The 17,524-nt window shown below is 40.7% G+C and carries 17 protein-coding genes; 4 read left to right on the plus strand and 13 right to left on the minus strand.

Annotated elements, in window-relative coordinates:
* Nucleotides 1-15: 15 nt before the first annotated feature.
* Together ACZM60_RS02330 and ACZM60_RS02335 are read right to left on the minus strand one after the other, a co-directional pair.
* Nucleotides 16-3,300 carry a SusC/RagA family TonB-linked outer membrane protein gene (locus ACZM60_RS02330; RefSeq protein ID WP_489520700.1) on the minus strand — a complete coding sequence of 1,095 codons (3,285 nt, stop codon included), beginning with the start codon at nucleotides 3,298-3,300 and terminating at the stop codon, nucleotides 16-18.
* A 135-nt stretch (nucleotides 3,301-3,435) separates the two neighbouring features.
* The gene (locus ACZM60_RS02335; RefSeq protein WP_489520701.1) at nucleotides 3,436-4,266 is read right to left on the minus strand and encodes a metallophosphoesterase; all 831 of its coding nucleotides are present in this window, start codon (nucleotides 4,264-4,266) and stop codon (nucleotides 3,436-3,438) included.
* Nucleotides 4,267-4,367: 101 nt separating this feature from the next.
* On the opposite strand from ACZM60_RS02335, the gene ACZM60_RS02340 reads away from it, so the two are divergent.
* Both ACZM60_RS02340 and ACZM60_RS02345 read left to right on the plus strand, forming a co-directional pair.
* Nucleotides 4,368-5,258: a 1,4-dihydroxy-2-naphthoate polyprenyltransferase gene (locus ACZM60_RS02340; RefSeq protein ID WP_489520702.1), complete on the plus strand. Its 891-nt coding sequence runs from the start codon at nucleotides 4,368-4,370 to the stop codon at nucleotides 5,256-5,258.
* Nucleotides 5,259-5,279: 21 nt separating this feature from the next.
* Nucleotides 5,280-6,230: an acyltransferase family protein gene (locus tag ACZM60_RS02345; RefSeq protein ID WP_489520703.1), complete on the plus strand. Its 951-nt coding sequence runs from the start codon at nucleotides 5,280-5,282 to the stop codon at nucleotides 6,228-6,230.
* Here ACZM60_RS02345 and ispF read toward each other — a convergent pair.
* From ispF to ACZM60_RS02360, 3 genes are read right to left on the minus strand one after another with little or no spacing between them, the layout of a single operon-like run.
* The gene (gene ispF / locus ACZM60_RS02350; RefSeq protein WP_489520704.1) at nucleotides 6,227-6,706 is read right to left on the minus strand and encodes a 2-C-methyl-D-erythritol 2,4-cyclodiphosphate synthase; all 480 of its coding nucleotides are present in this window, start codon (nucleotides 6,704-6,706) and stop codon (nucleotides 6,227-6,229) included. The genes ACZM60_RS02345 and ispF overlap by 4 nt on opposite strands.
* On the minus strand, nucleotides 6,703-7,320 hold the full coding sequence (locus tag ACZM60_RS02355; RefSeq protein ID WP_489520705.1) for a fumarylacetoacetate hydrolase family protein: 618 nt from the start codon (nucleotides 7,318-7,320) through the stop codon (nucleotides 6,703-6,705). Before ACZM60_RS02355 ends, ispF begins: the two co-directional genes overlap by 4 nt.
* 6 nt (nucleotides 7,321-7,326) lie before the next feature.
* Nucleotides 7,327-7,980, minus strand: coding sequence for a redox-sensing transcriptional repressor Rex (locus ACZM60_RS02360; RefSeq protein ID WP_021969990.1), 654 nt, complete (start codon nucleotides 7,978-7,980; stop codon nucleotides 7,327-7,329).
* Nucleotides 7,981-8,093: 113 nt separating this feature from the next.
* Between ACZM60_RS02360 and ACZM60_RS02365 the strand changes: the two genes are divergently transcribed.
* Nucleotides 8,094-8,432 (plus strand): translation initiation factor, encoded by a 339-nt coding sequence (locus ACZM60_RS02365; RefSeq protein WP_489520706.1) that lies wholly within the window; start codon nucleotides 8,094-8,096, stop codon nucleotides 8,430-8,432.
* Nucleotides 8,433-8,916: 484 nt separating this feature from the next.
* On the opposite strand, the gene tsf is transcribed toward ACZM60_RS02365, so the two are convergent.
* From tsf to purB, 8 genes are all read right to left on the minus strand, one after another.
* Complete coding sequence (tsf, locus tag ACZM60_RS02370; protein WP_021969988.1) at nucleotides 8,917-9,909, minus strand: translation elongation factor Ts; 993 nt, start codon at nucleotides 9,907-9,909, stop codon at nucleotides 8,917-8,919.
* 131 nt (nucleotides 9,910-10,040) lie between these two features.
* On the minus strand, nucleotides 10,041-10,877 hold the full coding sequence (gene rpsB, locus ACZM60_RS02375) for a 30S ribosomal protein S2 (RefSeq protein WP_489520707.1): 837 nt from the start codon (nucleotides 10,875-10,877) through the stop codon (nucleotides 10,041-10,043).
* A gap of 189 nt (nucleotides 10,878-11,066) precedes the next feature.
* Complete coding sequence (gene rpsI, locus ACZM60_RS02380) at nucleotides 11,067-11,453, minus strand: 30S ribosomal protein S9 (protein ID WP_007569886.1); 387 nt, start codon at nucleotides 11,451-11,453, stop codon at nucleotides 11,067-11,069.
* Nucleotides 11,454-11,459: 6 nt separating this feature from the next.
* Entirely contained in the window at nucleotides 11,460-11,921 is a 462-nt protein-coding gene (gene rplM, locus ACZM60_RS02385) for a 50S ribosomal protein L13 (protein ID WP_021971068.1), read from the minus strand.
* A 203-nt stretch (nucleotides 11,922-12,124) separates the two neighbouring features.
* Nucleotides 12,125-12,616, minus strand: a complete 492-nt coding sequence (locus ACZM60_RS02390; protein WP_021971067.1) for a DUF4488 domain-containing protein — start codon at nucleotides 12,614-12,616, stop codon at nucleotides 12,125-12,127.
* Nucleotides 12,617-12,836: 220 nt separating this feature from the next.
* Nucleotides 12,837-14,240 carry an asparagine--tRNA ligase gene (gene asnS / locus ACZM60_RS02395; RefSeq protein WP_489520708.1) on the minus strand — a complete coding sequence of 468 codons (1,404 nt, stop codon included), beginning with the start codon at nucleotides 14,238-14,240 and terminating at the stop codon, nucleotides 12,837-12,839.
* Between the two features lie 20 nt (nucleotides 14,241-14,260).
* The gene (locus ACZM60_RS02400; RefSeq protein WP_489520725.1) at nucleotides 14,261-15,616 is read right to left on the minus strand and encodes a pseudouridine synthase; all 1,356 of its coding nucleotides are present in this window, start codon (nucleotides 15,614-15,616) and stop codon (nucleotides 14,261-14,263) included.
* Nucleotides 15,617-15,679: 63 nt separating this feature from the next.
* The gene (purB, locus tag ACZM60_RS02405) at nucleotides 15,680-17,026 is read right to left on the minus strand and encodes an adenylosuccinate lyase (protein WP_489520726.1); all 1,347 of its coding nucleotides are present in this window, start codon (nucleotides 17,024-17,026) and stop codon (nucleotides 15,680-15,682) included.
* Nucleotides 17,027-17,269: 243 nt separating this feature from the next.
* Here purB and ACZM60_RS02410 point away from each other — a divergent pair, with 243 nt between their 5' ends.
* Nucleotides 17,270-17,446 (plus strand): DUF4250 domain-containing protein, encoded by a 177-nt coding sequence (locus ACZM60_RS02410; protein WP_021970845.1) that lies wholly within the window; start codon nucleotides 17,270-17,272, stop codon nucleotides 17,444-17,446.
* The last annotated feature ends 78 nt before the right edge of the window (nucleotides 17,447-17,524 follow it).

Below are 17,524 nucleotides of genomic sequence, written 5' to 3' on the forward strand. Positions count from 1 at the left end.
TAACAGATTATTTAATTAGAATGTAATGTTTACACCAAATGTTAATGTTCTTGCACGAGGATAAGTACCATAGTCCATACCCAACAACGGATAGTTTCCTGTGTTGGCAGCAGTTGTACTCTTATCCGGATCAGCATTAACTTCAGGATCAATACCAGAATAACCTGTAATAGTAAACAAATTACCAGCAGTTGCATAAATACGTGCACGTTGCATACCAATCTTCTTTGTCCATTCTTTCGGGAAGGTATAACCAAGAGTTAATGTATTCAATCGCAAGAATGAAGCATTTTCTACGAAGGTTGACAAAACAGTACCATTTTCCATATAAGGGACACCGTATTTAGCACCAGCATTCAATGCATCCAATGCAGCCGGTTCTACAACAGGAACCAGTTCTCCATTCTGGATATCATAAATCTGGTAGCAGTCATTGATGAATTCCAGTTTATTGGCGCCTGCACCTGTATCCTTGTTACCATACATATTAATCAAAGAGTTAACATTGTATACATGACCACCTGCAGCCCATGCAAATCCTGCACTGAAGTCGATATCCTTCCATGTCATGTTCAAATTGAAACCACCGGTATGAGGATGAGTTATTTCACCTAAATCAGCAACATCTTCTGTATCTGCTACACCATTACCATCCAAGTCACGCAGTTTAACTGCTCCCGGGAATGCTTTCTGACCTTCCGGCAAATTATAGTGGTTAGGATAGTTACCAACCTGATTACCCAAGTCGGCTACACCTGGTTTCAACGTATACATCTGGGTTGCCGGATCGTAATTAAAATCGGCTGTTGTATAGAAACCGTCGCAGATGTAACCACGAATCAAGCCAACAGGTTTTCCTTCACGGAACTCATAGTCGTAAGTCGGAGTTGTAGCACTGGAAGCCCACTGAGAACCATATTGTGCAATGATATTATCAGCCAGTTCATCGATGTTGTTATGGTTATAGTTATAAGTTGCAGAAATACCTAATGTAAAGTCTTTGGTACGGACGATATCATAGTTCAAAGCAATTTCAAAACCTTTATTCGAAGTCTGTCCGATATTCTGATATTGATATGAATAACCGGTTGTTTCATCAATAGGAATACACATCAACAAGTCTTTCGTTGTATTCCAGTAAGCATCAATGGTACCAGAAAGACGGTTGCCGAAGAAACCGAAATCCAAACCGATATTTCTTGAAATAGTTGTTTCCCATTTCAGATCAGGGTTAGAAAGCATACCACTGGGTTTGTAGCCTGAATAAGTCTGCCCGTTGAATGTCACAGTAGTAGATTCCCATGTTTCTCTCCAAAGACTGGCATCAATATTATCAGCACCTGCCATACCATAAGACAAACGAAGCTTCAAATTATCCAGCCAGCTACGAGTACCTTCCATGAATGATTCATCAGAAAGACGCCAAGCAAATGCACCTGCCGGGAAATATCCCCAACGGTGGTTAGGAGCAAATTTAGAAGAACCATCGGCACGGAATGTAACAGTAAACAGATAACGATCCAACAATGAATAATTAGCACGTGCAAAGAATGAAACTGTCTTGTCGGGAGTACCAATTGAGTTACTGAATTTATCCTTTGCCAAAGTCTTGTCTGTTTGGTCAATCATACCGAAAGCCTGATCAAAATCGAATCCTTCGGGATATCCGTGACCTTCAATCTCTGTTGAGTTCGATTTAGAAACAATGGTTTCCTGACCTAACAGGAATGACAAGCTATGTTTGTCACCCAAGCCCTGAACCTGATAATTCAACGTATTTACGTTACGTAAATTATAGCCTTCGCTGCGAGTCAGCTTAGCCACTTTATGACCTTGAGTCAGACCGTTTTCATAATACTTAGTTTCACCCCAGTTACGACCGGCACCAACTTCAGCACGTAAAGTCAAACCTTCAATAATATCCCAAGACAAAGCAGCAATACCTCTGATTCTTTGTTTTCTCGCAATATTCTGAACATCGTTTGTCCAGTCAACCGGACTTCCGTAAGAAGCATCTACATTATCAGCACCTAAACCAAATCCACCAAATGCTTCAGGATCTCCCAAAGGATTATCGATAGGACGCCAGCTGTATGCACCTGACAATAAAGAACCTTTACCGTTTGTTGAAGATTCTTTTCCAGTAGTCTGATCTTCAGAATAACGAACATCAACATCCAACTTCAAGTTTTTCAACAGTTCCTGATTCAACTTCAATGATGTGTTGAAACGATTATAACCAGAATTAATCTTGATACCTTCATCATTCAGATAGTTGACATTCAATACAAATTTTGTTTTTTCGCTACCACCTGAAATTGAAAGGTTGTGTGTATGAGCAATGGCATTACGCAGCATATCGTCAGTCCAGTCGTGTACGCCCACGTTCGCATAATCAGCAAAATGATTTCCATAAGCAGCACCTAATCCAAAATATTTGGCTACGCCATCAGCGCTAACAGCACCACCTGTCTTTTCCAAGGCATCTGCATAACCCCACTGATATTTTACATAATCCTGAGCACTGAGCGGATCCAAGGTCTTGGCAGCAGCTTTGGTCTGTATATATCCATTATAAGTAACAGACAGCTTATCTGTCTTTGCTCCCTTTGTAGTAACCAAAATAACACCATTTGCACCACGTGCACCATAAATAGCAGTAGACGATGCATCTTTCAATACATCAATTGTTTCAATCTGGTCTGCAGGAATATCAGAAATAGAACTTACCGGAAACCCATCAACGATAAACAACGGATCGTTGCTCTGTGTAATAGAACCTCCACCGCGAACTCGAATGGAAACCTCTGCACCCGGACGACCATCCTGAGAAACAACTGACACACCGGCCAATTTACCTTGCAAAGCCTGAGATACATCCGAAACAGGGTTTGCTGTCAATGTTTCATTATTCACTGATGCAACAGAACCTGTCAAGTCACGTTTCTTTACAGTTCCATAACCAATAACAACAACTTCATCCAGTGCTTCTGTATCTTCTTTTAAGATAATGTTGAAAGAAGATTTACTTCCAACCGAAATAGACTGTGGTACATAACCTACATAGGTAATAGTAAGTACATCCGAATCTTTTACATCCTGAATGCTAAACTTACCATCGAAATCTGTAATAGTACCATTAGTAGTACCTTTCACCAATACATTTACACCAATCATAGGCTCACCGGCACTATCCTTAATAATACCAGTTATCTGTTTTCCTTGTGCAAATGCAAGTACACAGAGCATACTCAATAAAAATGTAGAATATACCCTTTTCAAAAGCAGTAGTCTGTTCATACGTGTTTTTAGTTTAGATAATAAATAAGGTTAATAGTTCTCATAAGAATTACAACATTTCAAAATTAGGAAAGATACGACTGATATAATTGATAAAAAATGGTTTTTTAGTGGTAAAAATTGGTTTTTAACAGTTCAGCGGCCCTTGTGAAGAACAATCTGGACTATTTCGCTGGGGGTAAACAAGCGAATATCTTTGCGCGACGTACCTATCCCATTGCTGATTATCACGGGAATTCCCTTGCTATTATATTTCAGGCCAGTAAGGAAACGATTACCGTATTTTGAGAAATGTGCAAAAGCATATTTATGAAACAAACTGACCTGACCTCCATGAGTATGCCCTGCCAGCGCCAGATCGGTATTACTTACATCCACATCTTCAACATAATCAGGCGTGTGTGTCAGCATAATGACATAATCTTCCGGACGGAGAAACAAGGTAGGCGAAACTCCGTTTTTTGTCAAATCAAACGGATTGCGAATTCCACAAAGTAAAATATACTGGTTTCCCTTCCATATCGTATCTACTTGATGCTCGAGCAAGTGAATTCCTGTCCGTTGCATTTCTTGCCTGACAATTTCATAATTGGCATTATTCTCATGGTTACCCATTACCCCATAGGCACCATAAGGTGCGTGAAACTGCTGAAGCACATCAAAAAGTTCAGACAAATTTCCTCCATTCCTTCCCCGGTAATCTCCTCCTAACAGCAAAAGATCGGCATCGGTAGCCTGCAAGGCTTTCAACAAACCAGAAAGTCTTTTCTTTCCAAAGCGGCTTTCATAATGAAAGTCGGAAGCAAAAGCTATCCGAAATCCGTCAAAAGAATCAGGAAGCTGTGTGCTATATATGTCATATTTCTTTACACGTCCTATTCCATGATATTTCGACAGAGAAGCCGTGGCACACGAAGAGAGTAAAATCATGGCTGCAAAAAAAACAAGATAAATAATCTTTTTCATGGTATATAACTAAATCCTTAAACGAAAATAACACTTTTCTACCAGCCAAGCAAAGTGTCGGCAGAATTTTCTAACTTTGCACCATAAAATAAATTGGATTTATGGTAAAACAAAATTCTGCAAAAGCCTGGTTGCTGGCCAGCCGTCCCAAGACCCTGACAGCAGCTTCCATCCCAGTCATGCTGGGGTGTGCACTGGCTTCAATGTACGGACATTTTCAGCTTATTCCGGCTATATTATGCTTCTTATTCGCTTTTCTGATGCAGATAGATGCAAACTTTATCAATGACTTGTATGATTATCTGAAAGGTACTGACCGAGAAGACAGACTCGGACCGGAACGTGCCTGCGCACAAGGTTGGATTTCTTCGTCGGGTATGAAGAAAGGAATAGCCATAACGACTTTACTGGCTGCATTGGACGGGCTCTGCCTGCTCTGGTACGGTGGCTGGGAAATGATTCCGGTAGGCATTGCCTGCATTATTTTTGCCTTCTTATATACCGCCGGTCCTTATCCGCTTGCCTACCATGGCTGGGGGGACGTACTGGTTTTAGTATTTTTCGGATTTGTTCCCGTAGGATGTACTTTCTATATCATGGCACACAGCTGGAATACTTCTGTTACCATGGCTTCGCTTGCCTGTGGATTTGTGATAGATACGTTGCTGATGGTCAACAATTTCCGCGACAGGGAGCAGGATGCTATCAGCGGAAAGAAAACAATCGTTGTACGACTGGGAGCCCGTGCCGGACTGATTCTATATTTTCTGCTGGGACTGGCTGCATGCTGGAGTTGTTTTTATTTTGTAAGCGAGGGCAGACTATGGGCAGCTATCCTGCCACAGATTTATTTGTTGCTCCATATTTTTACCACCGTGAAAATGGCACGCATCAACCGAGGAAAGGAACTCAACGTCATTTTGGGAGAAACTTCAAGAAACATGTTGCTGTTCGGCATACTACTTACTGCCGGCCTGTTGCTCAACGCCTGATCATTATCAATTCTCACTTCTATGAACGGCAGAATCAAGGAACTCGATTTTTTAAAAAGCATATTCATCATTCTGATGATTATCTTTCATCTGGTATACATCGGCGATTCGTACCCATATGCCAAACAAGTGGTTTATACCTTCCACATGTCGGCATTTCTCATCATATCGGGATATCTGAACAATATAAACAAGGAAACAAAGGCTGTCGGTAGGAGTCTGCTCTGGATATTCATTCCGTATGTCATCATGGAAGCAGGCTACGTGGTCATGTCGGCAGTTCTCCCCGTACGGGAGAAAGTGACCGAACTCTCTGCCGGACTTCTGCTGCATAAAGCTATCATTGCTCCCATGGGCCCCTACTGGTATCTGCATACGCTGATACTCTGCAATGCCAGTTATTTCCTGATCTATAAGGTGACGGATAAGTGGAAAGGCATAATCCGTTTCATCATCTTGGGAATATTCCTGTATATTCTTTCCGAAGTACGATTGCTGACATTTGCCAATGCCATTTACTTCCTGGCAGGAGTGGCTATCCGGCAAAGTGGCCTTCCCATTATCCGTGTATTTCAGCCCAGCTTTCTGTCGGTAGTCCCCCTCGTCATCTTATGCTGTTTTCCGGAGAACCTGAACCGTGGCACACTGGCAGGTGTAGCCATAACCTATTTGGTAATCAGCCTGTTGCTTGCAACTTACACCTATTTGCCGGAAAAAGTAAAAACACTTCTTCGTTATATCGGTAGTAATACACTGGTGATTCTTCTATTTTCGCCCGTATTTACCATTTTATCGAAAGCCTACCTGCCGCTTTTTGCTTTCGATGCAACAGGTATTTGCTTTACGATTGTTTCTGTGATTTTTGTTATATCGGGGTGCTTTGGCGTAACTTATGTACTCGACCGCCTGCACATCTCACCTTATTTTTTAGGAAAGAAGCGGATGCTTCCTCCCTATCCTCCAGCCGACTAATCGCGTTCTATCAGTACAGTAGCATACGCCGAAATGCCTTCCTCACGACCGGTAAAGCCTAACTTTTCGGTCGTAGTCGCCTTTATGGACACATCCTCCGGATCTATATTCATGACATGAGCCAGCACTTCCTGCATTTCAGGTATACGAGCTTTCAGCTTCGGACGTTCGGCACAGACCGTCGCATCGATATTACCTACCCGATAACCTTTCGTAGTGATCAAATCGACTGTACGTGCCAGCAGAATCTTGCTGTCAATATCTTTAAACTCACCGGCATTATCGGGAAAATGATAGCCGATATCGCGCATGTTGGCGGCTCCCAGCAATGCATCACAAATAGCATGAATCAATACATCGGCATCCGAATGACCCAATAATCCCAATTCGTGCTCCAGCTTGATACCTCCCAGCCAAAGCTCACGCCCAACGACCAGCCGATGGACATCGAAACCAAATCCTACACGTATTTTCATCGTACGTAAAAATCAAGAACTTTTTCGTTTTCCAAATAACCTTCCAGGTGATTGTCTATATGCACCGGACCTACGCCAACCGGCGTTCCCGTAAACAGCATATCGCCAATTTTCAATGTACAGAACTGGCTGACGTATGCGATAATCTGATCTACCCGGAACAGCATATCCTGTGTATTTCCCTGCTGCGCAGTCTTTCCGTCAATATCCAGATGGAAATTAATATGCTGAATGTCGGCAAATTTCTCCACAGGTACCCAGTCGCCTATGGCCGCCGAATTATCAAATCCCTTACACAGTTCCCAAGGTTTACCTTCGGCACGGAACTTACGCTGCAAATCGCGTGCGGTAAAGTCGATACCTACCGTAACGGCATCATAATAACGGTGTGCAAAACGCTCGGAAATATTCTTTCCCAAACGGTTAATGCGTACTACCAGTTCGGTTTCATAGTCTACCTGCTGGCAGAAGTCAGGAATAAAAAACGGCTTGCTGTCCTTCAGCAAGGCAGAGTCCGGCTTCATGAAGATGACCGGTTCTTGTGGCAATGGTTCGTCTGCATGCAATTCCTTGCAATGCAACGGATAGTTCATGCCGATAGCTATAATTTTCATGGAGAATTATTTCTTTATTGTTTCATTCAAACGATTGAACATCACTGCCAGATGAGCATAAAGTGATGTATTCTGTACTACAATATTTTCAGGAACCCGAATACGGAAAGGAGTAAAGTTCCAGATAGCCTTGATGCCTCCTGCAATCATCTTATCGGAAATCTCCTGGGCAATGGTAATGGGAACGGTCAGCACACCGATATTTACCCCATCTTGTTTCATGCGCTGCTCAAAGTCATCGGAATGATAAATGGGAATACCGTTGATTTTTGTTCCTACCAGTTCCGGATTAATATCGAAGGCTCCTACAATCTGAAGCCCGAAATGCGAAAGACCTGAGTCGCGCAGTAACGCCCCCCCCAGGCTACCAACCCCGAAAAGATACGCTCTGTGCATATTGGTAAATCCTAAAAAATCCTCAAGTACCTCAATCAGCAGGTCAATGTCATAGCCTACACGAGTGCGTCCGGCAATATCTACATACGAAAGATCCTTGGCTATTTGCGAAGCGTCTATATTGATTTGCTTGGAAATCTGCGTGGAAGAAACATATTTCTCCCCTTTCTCTTTCATCAGCTTTGCATTCGAAAGATACCACGGCAGTCTACGTAAGGTAGGCTCCGGTATTTTATCCGTATTTTTACGAGTACGTATTGCCATTTTTTGCGCTTCTGTAAAGTTATGCCTTGTGCAAAATTAAGGTATTTATTCGGAAACGCACACAGAATATAGAAAAATGTACCTATCTTTGAGTCGGATTAAAATTAATTCACATGAAAAATAATGATTGGAAAGACCGACTGAACATTGTATATTCCACCAATCCGGACTTTAAGTACGACAACGGAGAAGAGGAAGAAATAGAAACGCTGGACAAAAAGCAGCAGAAACTTCGTGTATCAATAGAAAAAAAAGGACGTGGCGGAAAGACCCTTACTGTAATAACCGGCTTTGCTGGCAGCGAAGAAGACTTGAAAGAGCTGGGTAAGCTGCTAAAGACTAAATGTGGTGTAGGCGGATCGGTAAAAGAGGGAGATATCTTGATACAAGGAGAATTCCGTCAGCGTATTATCGATTTGCTGAAAGCGGAAGGTTATACACAGACTAAATAATATTCAGGTACACGCCCAACAAACAATATCAGCTGAGATTATAAGCAAGAAAGTAGGAGGTTTTTCTCTAACCGTCTGCAAGACTTCTAAAGTTTTTGTACAAATCTTCTAATTTTTTGTACAAATTTTCAAAAAACATCCCGATGTTTTTTCTTCAAGACAGCGGCCTTCAGAATTTTTCTCCTTGAAAATCACCAGTAAAAAATAAGCCCCTTTTATGACTACCCCGTGTGAAGAATGTGATAGCCATAAAAGGGGAAATTTTATTTTAACAGATCATTCAATAAAATTAGTTCTCTACTAAACTCATTTCATTCCATTTTTTTTCTAATCTCCTTCCTAAATAAATAAGTAAAATAGAATCTTCCACTACACAACGTAAGTAATAATATGAAAAATCAGCAAATAAAAAAGGCCAGCCGCCCCATTGGAGTTAGACTGACCTTTTAATTTATTTTTAAATAAATTTCTACAAAGGAGAAAATTATTCAGCACGCAAAGTGAAACGTTTGAAATCTGTAATAACCAATTCAGCATCAGCAGCTTTCAATACTTCAGCTACAGTCTTCTTCGGTTCCATAATGCTTTCCTGGTTCAACAGACAAACTTCTTTCAAGAATTTGCCCAGACGACCCTTAGCAATATTTTCAATCATAGCCTGAGGCAAGTTAGCAGCCTTTTCAGCAGCTACAGTTTCTTTAATTTCTTTAGCCTTAGCAACGTCTTCAGCTGTAATCCATCCCTTAGCCATATTGCTTTCCATATGCTCTTCGCTATCTACATGAGCAGGATTGATACCAGCTTTCTTCAAAGCAGCTTCTACAGCTTTCTGTACCTGTTCTGCCTTAGTCTTTTCAATAGCAACATTGATTTCTTCCTGTTTTACAGCTTCAGGAACACCTGCTTCGTCGATTGCAATCGGGTTCATTGCTGCAATCTGCATACAGATTTCGTGAGCAATCTTTTCGTCACAAACTTTATTGAAAGCAACGATTGTACAAAGCTGATTCTTGTTCATGTGGTTGTAAACAGCAGTGCAAGCACCAGAAACAAAGAAGTAGCCATCCAATTCAGTCTTTTCACCAGTGATACCGCTACGTTCAACGATAGCATCAGCAATTGTACCGCTACCCATCGGAAGAGCTTTTACTTCATCCAAAGTCTGACATTTGTTAGCGATAGCAGCATCCAGGATAGCCTGAGTCAAAGCAACGAAATCTGCATTTTTAGCAACGAAGTCTGTTTCACACTTCAAAGCGATCATAGCAGCATAGTCGCCAGTTGATTTTGCCAAAACACAACCTTCTGAAGTTTCACGATCAGAACGTTTTGCAGCAACAGCTTGTCCCTTCTTACGGATAATTTCTACTGCCTTGTCGAAATCGCCTTCAGATTCTGTCAAAGCGTTTTTACAATCCATCATACCAGCTCCGGTCATTTTACGGAGTTTGGTAATATCAGCCATACTTACAGCCATAGTAATTTCTTTTTATTGAGTTAATAAATAAATCTATATTAAAGCAAATGAGAGCTGAGAACAGAGAGTTGAGAATTGCCTTTATATAGTAACTCTCAACTTTCAACTCTCAACTCTCACTCTAAAGTATATTAAGCTTCTTCGTCTTTACCCATGAAAGCGGCAGCCTTTGCAGCATTAATAGCTTCTTCTTCTGCCTTATCCATACGAGCTTTAGTAGTTTTCTTCTTTGCAGCTTTCGGAGCATTTTCTCCAGCAGCTTCCATGTCTACTTTTTCAGCTTTTCTTTCTTCCAAACCTTCTGCCATTGCAGCGCAGCAAGCATCCAAGATAACTTCTACAGACTTAGTAGCGTCATCATTAGCAGGAATTACGAAATCTACGTTTGTAGGATCTGAGTTTGTATCAACGATCGCAAATACAGGAATACCCAAACGATTAGCTTCGCGAACTGCGATATTTTCTTTCAATACGTCTACAACGAACAAAGCAGACGGCAGACGAGTCAAATCAGCGATAGAACCCAAGTTCTTTTCCAATTTAGCACGCTGACGAGAAATCTGAAGAATTTCTCTCTTTGACAAGTTTGAATAAGTACCATCGTTAGTCAACTTATCGATAGTAGCCATTTTCTTCACAGCCTTACGGATAGTCGGGAAGTTAGTCAACATACCACCCGGCCAACGCTCGATTACATAAGGCATGTTTACAGAAGCAGCTTTCTCAGCTACAACCTGTTTTGCTTGTTTTTTAGTAGCAACGAACAGGACTTTCTTTCCTGATTTTGCAATCTGCTTCAAAGCTTCAGCAGCTTCATCAACTTTAGCAACGGTTTTGTTCAGGTCGATGATATGGATTCCGTTGCGTTCCATGAAAATATAAGGAGCCATAGCAGGGTTCCACTTTCTCTTAAGGTGTCCGAAGTGGCAACCAGCCTCCAATAAAGTATCAAAATTTACTCTTGACATTGTTTTTAATCTTTTAATCGTTTACTTTCTTTTTTGTTTAATTGAACCAACTGCCGGGTAGTTTCTCCGCAAACGCTTGTAGGGAAAATCCCGACGGTTTAGATACTAAACGCTTTCTTAGTTGAGAGTTGAAAAGTGAAAGTTGAAAAAAAAATAAGCAACTTGTCCGTTCCAACATTCCACCAACTCTTAACGTTTACTGAACTGGAATCTACGACGTGCTTTCGGACGACCCGGTTTTTTACGTTCAACAGAACGAGGATCACGAGTCATGAAGCCTTCTGCACGAAGAGTCTTCTTATCTTCAGGGTTGATTTTAACCAGTGCACGAGCGATAGCCAGACGCAAAGCCTGTGACTGACCAGTAAATCCACCACCGCACAAGTTAACTTTAATATCATATTTTTCAGCTACTTCCAGCTTATTCAAAGGCTGTTTTACTACATACTGCAGAATAGTTGATGGAAAGTACTGTGCAAGGTCTCTCTTGTTAATAGTAATCTTTCCTGTACCTTCGCTTACGAAAACGCGAGCAACTGCGCTTTTACGTCTGCCTAATGCATTTACTACTTCCATTCTTTATTATTTAAGTGTGTTAATATCAATTACTTTCGGAGTCTGAGCTTCATGTTTGTGTTCAGCACCTTCATATACATAAAGGTTGCCCAGCAACTTAGCTCCCAGACGATTTTTCGGAAGCATACCTTTTACTACTCTCTTCATCAATTTTTCAGCGCCATTCGGTTTTGCCATCAAGCGAGCCGGAGTGATTTCGCGCTGACCGCCCGGATAACCGGTGTAGCTCAAGTAGATTTTATCATTCCACTTGTTTCCTGTAAATTTCACTTTGTCTGCATTGATGATAATAACGTTATCACCGCAGTCTACATGAGGGGTAAAGTTTGGTTTATACTTACCTCTCAACAACTTTGCAACTTTAGCACCGAGGCGACCTACCACCTGATCGGTAGCATCAACTACGACCCATTCTTTAGCCGCAGTTTCTTTGTTTGCAGAAATGGTCTTGTAACTTAAAGTATCCACTCTTAAATCTTTTTTAAAATGTTAACTACTAAAAAACAAATCCGTCACACTTTATTCCTCCCGGACAAAGAGGATTAAAGCATTCAGAATTAAACTTTTATCACTATTTGATAATAATCGGCTTGCAAAATTACTGCTTTTATCCGAACTGACAAAGATTTTAAGTATTTTTTTCTACAGCCAAGCCTCTGACTCAGGGCTAATTAGCGAACAATATTTTCCGGATAAGTAGAAGGCATTACTACACGCTTCCAAATTTCGTGACACCAAGAATCAATCTTATTACCATCACGGTCAACCGTCAGATAATATTTTACAAACATCAGATTGCCATTTTCCTTCAATTCAAAATGCATTTCATTTTTATCCCCGTTCAGCTGCGGTAAATGCAAATTCTTTTCCACATATTCGGTATATACATTCTCAGCATTCTGCTTATAAGTTCCATATCCAATAATAATAGCCCCATTCTGCATCATTACCAGATTAGTAAAACGGCCATCATCTGAAAGAATCTTGAGAGAATTACTCGTTTTCAACTCACCTACAACATTAGGAGAACTGGAACGATAGAAACACATTTGCCATACCCCATTCAATGTAGTTGGAATTTTTTCCTGAATATCCTGAGCCAACATATTCGTCGCACCTAAAAAGAGGCACACTAACCAAAGAAACAAAGAACGTGTTTTCATAACAAATAAATTTAAAAGGTTAAACGAGAAATGAGTTGATATACAAATATATAAAATATATCTTATAAAAAGTTCCCATACTCATTTTTTATTTTACCTTTTTTAAAGATATTCAAGACGAAACAGAAAGAACCTATGCACCCTCCTTATTATATATTATAAAATAAAAAAGCGAATCCCCAGTTGGAGATTCGCCTCAATATAGACAATAGGTATCGATTTAGAATTCAGCATTACGCGGCGTACGCGGGAAAGGAATAACATCACGAATGTTTGCCATACCCGTAACGAACAGCAACAAACGTTCGAATCCCAGACCGAAGCCAGAATGAGGACATGAACCGTACTTACGTGTATCAAGATACCACCACATATCCTTCATAGGAATATTCAATTCCTTGATACGAGCAAGCAATTTATCATAATCTGCTTCACGCTCAGAGCCACCGATAATTTCACCAATCTTCGGGAAGAGTACATCCATTGCACGAACAGTCTTACCATCTTCATTCTGTTTCATATAGAATGCCTTAATTTCTTTCGGATAATCGGTCAAGATAACAGGACGTTTAAAGTGATCTTCCACCAGATAACGTTCGTGTTCAGAAGCCAAGTCTACACCCCAATAAACAGGGAATTCAAACTTATGACCTTTGGCAACGGCATCTTCCAAAATCTTGATACCTTCCGTATAGGGCAAACGTACAAACTCTTCTTTCAGAACTCCCTGCAGACGTTCGATCAATCCCTTATCGAACATATCGTTCAGGAATTTCACATCATCGTAGCAGTTATCAAGAGCCCACTGAACACAATATTTAATGAACTCTTCTGCCAAGTCCATATTATCGTTGATATCATTGAAGGCTACTTCTGGTTCAATCATCCAGAACTCAGCTAAGTGGCGTGGAGTATTTGAATTTTCAGCACGGAATGTCGGACCAAATGTATAAATAGCACCTAAAGCCGTAGCTGCCAGCTCACCTTCCAACTGACCCGACACGGTCAAACTGGTCTGTTTGCCGAAGAAATCGTTATCATAGATAATCGACCCATTCTCATCCTTCTTCAAATCATACAGATTCATGGTAGTAACCTGAAACATTTGACCGGCACCTTCACAATCGGAAGCTGTAATAAGCGGTGTATGAAAATAGAAGAACCCACGTTCATGGAAGAACTTGTGAATAGCGATAGCCATATTATGACGAATACGGAACACAGCTCCAAATGTATTCGTACGCGGACGCAAGTGAGCAATTTCACGTAAGAACTCCATAGAATGTCCCTTTTTCTGCAAAGGATATGTATTATCGCAAGTACCCAAAACCTCAATTTCACGAGCCTGGATTTCCGCTGCCTGTCCTGATCCTACTGATTCAACCAGTTCGCCATTCACACTGATACATGCTCCGGTAGTAATCAACTTCAGCATTTCTTCGTCGAAGTTTGCCAAATCAACAACTACCTGCACATTATTTATAGTAGAACCATCATTCAAGGCAATGAAGTTTACCTGTTTGCTACCACGGCGAGTACGTACCCACCCTTTCACATTGACCATTGTTCCGAAATCACGGCACTTCAAGAGGTCAACAATTTTTGTTCTACGAATTGTTTCCATGTTATTATTTCATTAACTAATTATTCAAAAGATCCCATACGGAGCATGTTTACTTCCTGTTCAGTCAGATAACGCCAGTCACCACGACGCAAACCTTTCTTAGTAAGTCCAGCGAAATATACACGATCCAGCTTGATTACACGATAACCCAACGATTCAAAAATACGACGGACAATACGATTCTTTCCTGAATGGATTTCAATGCCTACCTGCGACTTATCTGTATCCGAAGCATAGCTAACAGCATCTGCGTGGATTTCTCCATCATCCAACGTAATACCTGCAACTATCTGATCCAAATCTGCCTTAGTTACGTTTTTATCACAATAAACATGATAGATTTTCTTCTTCAGATACTTCGGATGAGTAAGTTTTGAAGCCAAATCACCATCGTTTGTCAAAAGCAATACACCTGTAGTATTACGGTCCAAACGTCCTACCGGATAAATACGCTCTTTACAAGCACCTTTTACAAAATCCATAACAGTCTTACGTTCCTGAGGATCATCAGAAGTCGTAACACAATCTTTGGGCTTATTCAGCAATACATATACCTTACGTTCAATATTAACAGGCTGGTCATGGAACTTAATTTCGTCAGAACGTTTAACTTTAGTACCCAATTCAGTAACCACTACCCCATTTACCGAAACAACTCCGGCAGTAATAAACTCATCAGCCTCACGACGTGAACAGATTCCTGCATTTGCCAAGAACTTGTTCAAACGAATCGGCTCATCCGGATCTGTCAATATATCCTTATATTCGATTTGTTTCTTCATGCTATACTTAGCATTCGGATTATAATCGGCCGTACGAGGACGATAGCCACCACCTTGCTGACGATTGTAGCCACCCTGCTGACCGCCATTATTGAAACGAGGACGTTGCGGACGATAGCCACCTTCACCTTGCTGACCACCGTTAAAACGCGGACGATACGGACGCTGTTCTCCGCCTTCTCCATTATTATTGTTATAACGAGAATTATACGGACGATGAGGACGAGCATTATTATTAAAGTTTGAATTATACGAAGAACGTTCACCATTATTGTTATCGTACGACGGACGACTACCATAAGAACGTTGCTGACGATAACCACCTTCGCCCTGCTGACCGCCGTTATTAAAACGCGGACGATACGGGCGCTGTTCTCCGCCTTCTCCATTGTTATTATTATAACGAGAGTTGTAAGAACGCTGAGAACGTTCGCCTCCTTCATTATTCGGAGTAAAACGCGGACGACGTCCATAACTGTTACCTCCCTCATTACGGTTGTATCTGTTATAACCTTCTCTGTTGTAAGACTTGTAACCATCGCGGCCAGACTGAGTGTTTTCACTCTCCTGTCTGTTTTCTCTTTCTGCCATAATTGTTGTTTTCTATTTATAGATTAATAATTACACCCTTCTCGGGCTAAACTTTTTTTATAGATTTTACATTCCAGTATAATTGTGCGGAGTTATCGCGCGCAATTCCTTCTTAATATCTTCACTGACATTCAGTGTCTCAATAAAGTCTTTAATAGATGCCTCATTGATAGCTTGATTAGTACGAGTCAATGCTTTCAATGCTTCATATGGATGCGGATATGCCTCACGGCGAAGAATAGTCTGAATTGCCTCAGCCACTACACTCCAACAATTATCCAGATCCTCATAAATCTTATGTTCATTCAACAGCAATTTACCAAGTCCTTTCAATGAACTCTGGATTGCAATGATTGTATGTCCGAACGGAACACCGATATTACGCAAAACCGTAGAGTCGGTCAGGTCACGCTGCAAACGCGATACAGGAAGTTTCGATGATAAATGTTCCAATACAGCATTTGCCATACCCAGATTACCTTCCGCATTTTCAAAATCGATAGGATTCACCTTATGAGGCATTGCACTCGAACCAACTTCACCAGCTTTGATTTTCTGCTTGAAGTATTCCATAGAGATATACTGCCAGAAATCACGGTTCATATCAATCATAATCGTATTGATACGCTTCATAGCGTCGAATATTGCTCCAAGATTATCATAATTGGAAATCTGAGTAGTATATTCTTCACGTTCCAGTCCAAGCTTCTCGGCAACAAACTTATTACCAAAAGCCTTCCAGTCAAACTCCGGATATGCTACATGATGAGCATTATAATTACCTGTAGCGCCACCGAATTTTGCAGTAATAGGACATGCTTTCAGAGCAGCCAACTGGCGATTCAGACGATATGCAAAGACCATTATTTCCTTTCCCAGACGAGTCGGAGAAGCTGGCTGACCATGTGTTTTTGCCAGCATCGGAATATCTTTCCATTCTTCTGCATACGTTGTCAACTGATCTATCAGTTTCTGAATCTGCGGATAATATACATCATTCAACGCATCCTTGATAGACAAAGGCACAGAAGTATTATTGATATCCTGTGAAGTCAGACCAAAATGAATAAATTCTTTATAATGTTCCAGTCCTCCCAGTTTATCAAACTGTTCCTTGATGAAATACTCAACAGCCTTTACATCATGGTTTGTAACACTTTCAATTTCCTTGATGCGCTGAGCGTCTGTTTCCGAGAAGTTACGGTAAATATCACGCAGTGATTCAAAACGCGCCGAATCGAAACTTTTCAGCTGCGGCAACGGCAATTCACACAAAGTGATAAAATATTCAATTTCAACCCGCACACGATATTTCATCAGTGCAAACTCTGAAAAATAAGCAGCCAGAGCACCGGCTTTGCTTCTGTATCGACCGTCAATAGGTGATATAGCTGTGAGTAAATCAAGCTCCATCATGTTTTACAAATACTTTTTGAGTCTATATAATGATCATTATTGAGAGTGCAAAGGTAATGTTTTTTCCCGAGTTGAGGGGAGTAACACAGAAAACTTTAGTATTTATTTTACAATTATTTCCTATTGAAAGCCAGCAATAATGCAAAAGTTACCGAACAATGTTATATCTTGCTAATAACCGGAACAATGAAACGCAAAATAATGTAATTTTGCACCCGCAAATAAAAAAGGAATAAACATATGGAATTACCTAAAGACCCGATGATGCTGTTTAGCTTCATCAACATGAAATTGCGTGATTTCTATCCTTCACTGGATGCACTTTGCCAAGACATGCAGGTCAACAAAGAAGAAATCGTAAACAAACTGAAAGCGGTAGGATTTGAATATAATCCTGAACAAAACAAATTCTGGTGATCATTCATAAAGAATATCACCAGAATTTGTTTTATTAACCTTAGCATATATAGCCAAACTGCCGAAGCAATCAAAACA

The organism is Phocaeicola sp. (assembly GCF_057861905.1).

What these genes read in the sequence shown, in the direction of transcription:
- ACZM60_RS02410 (WP_021970845.1), top strand. Translation starts at nt 17,270, where the DNA reads ATGGAATTACCTAAAGACCCGATGATGCTGTTTAGCTTCATCAACATG.
- rpsB (WP_489520707.1), bottom strand. Translation starts at nt 10,877, where the DNA reads ATGTCAAGAGTAAATTTTGATACTTTATTGGAGGCTGGTTGCCACTTC.
- rpsI (WP_007569886.1), bottom strand. Translation starts at nt 11,453, where the DNA reads ATGGAAGTAGTAAATGCATTAGGCAGACGTAAAAGCGCAGTTGCTCGC.
- ispF (WP_489520704.1), bottom strand. Translation starts at nt 6,706, where the DNA reads ATGAAAATACGTGTAGGATTTGGTTTCGATGTCCATCGGCTGGTCGTT.
- purB (WP_489520726.1), bottom strand. Translation starts at nt 17,026, where the DNA reads ATGGAGCTTGATTTACTCACAGCTATATCACCTATTGACGGTCGATAC.
- ACZM60_RS02335 (WP_489520701.1), bottom strand. Translation starts at nt 4,266, where the DNA reads ATGAAAAAGATTATTTATCTTGTTTTTTTTGCAGCCATGATTTTACTC.
- ACZM60_RS02355 (WP_489520705.1), bottom strand. Translation starts at nt 7,320, where the DNA reads ATGAAAATTATAGCTATCGGCATGAACTATCCGTTGCATTGCAAGGAA.
- ACZM60_RS02365 (WP_489520706.1), top strand. Translation starts at nt 8,094, where the DNA reads ATGAAAAATAATGATTGGAAAGACCGACTGAACATTGTATATTCCACC.
- ACZM60_RS02340 (WP_489520702.1), top strand. Translation starts at nt 4,368, where the DNA reads ATGGTAAAACAAAATTCTGCAAAAGCCTGGTTGCTGGCCAGCCGTCCC.
- tsf (WP_021969988.1), bottom strand. Translation starts at nt 9,909, where the DNA reads ATGGCTGTAAGTATGGCTGATATTACCAAACTCCGTAAAATGACCGGA.
- ACZM60_RS02345 (WP_489520703.1), top strand. Translation starts at nt 5,280, where the DNA reads ATGAACGGCAGAATCAAGGAACTCGATTTTTTAAAAAGCATATTCATC.
- ACZM60_RS02330 (WP_489520700.1), bottom strand. Translation starts at nt 3,300, where the DNA reads ATGAACAGACTACTGCTTTTGAAAAGGGTATATTCTACATTTTTATTG.
- asnS (WP_489520708.1), bottom strand. Translation starts at nt 14,240, where the DNA reads ATGGAAACAATTCGTAGAACAAAAATTGTTGACCTCTTGAAGTGCCGT.
- ACZM60_RS02390 (WP_021971067.1), bottom strand. Translation starts at nt 12,616, where the DNA reads ATGAAAACACGTTCTTTGTTTCTTTGGTTAGTGTGCCTCTTTTTAGGT.
- ACZM60_RS02360 (WP_021969990.1), bottom strand. Translation starts at nt 7,980, where the DNA reads ATGGCAATACGTACTCGTAAAAATACGGATAAAATACCGGAGCCTACC.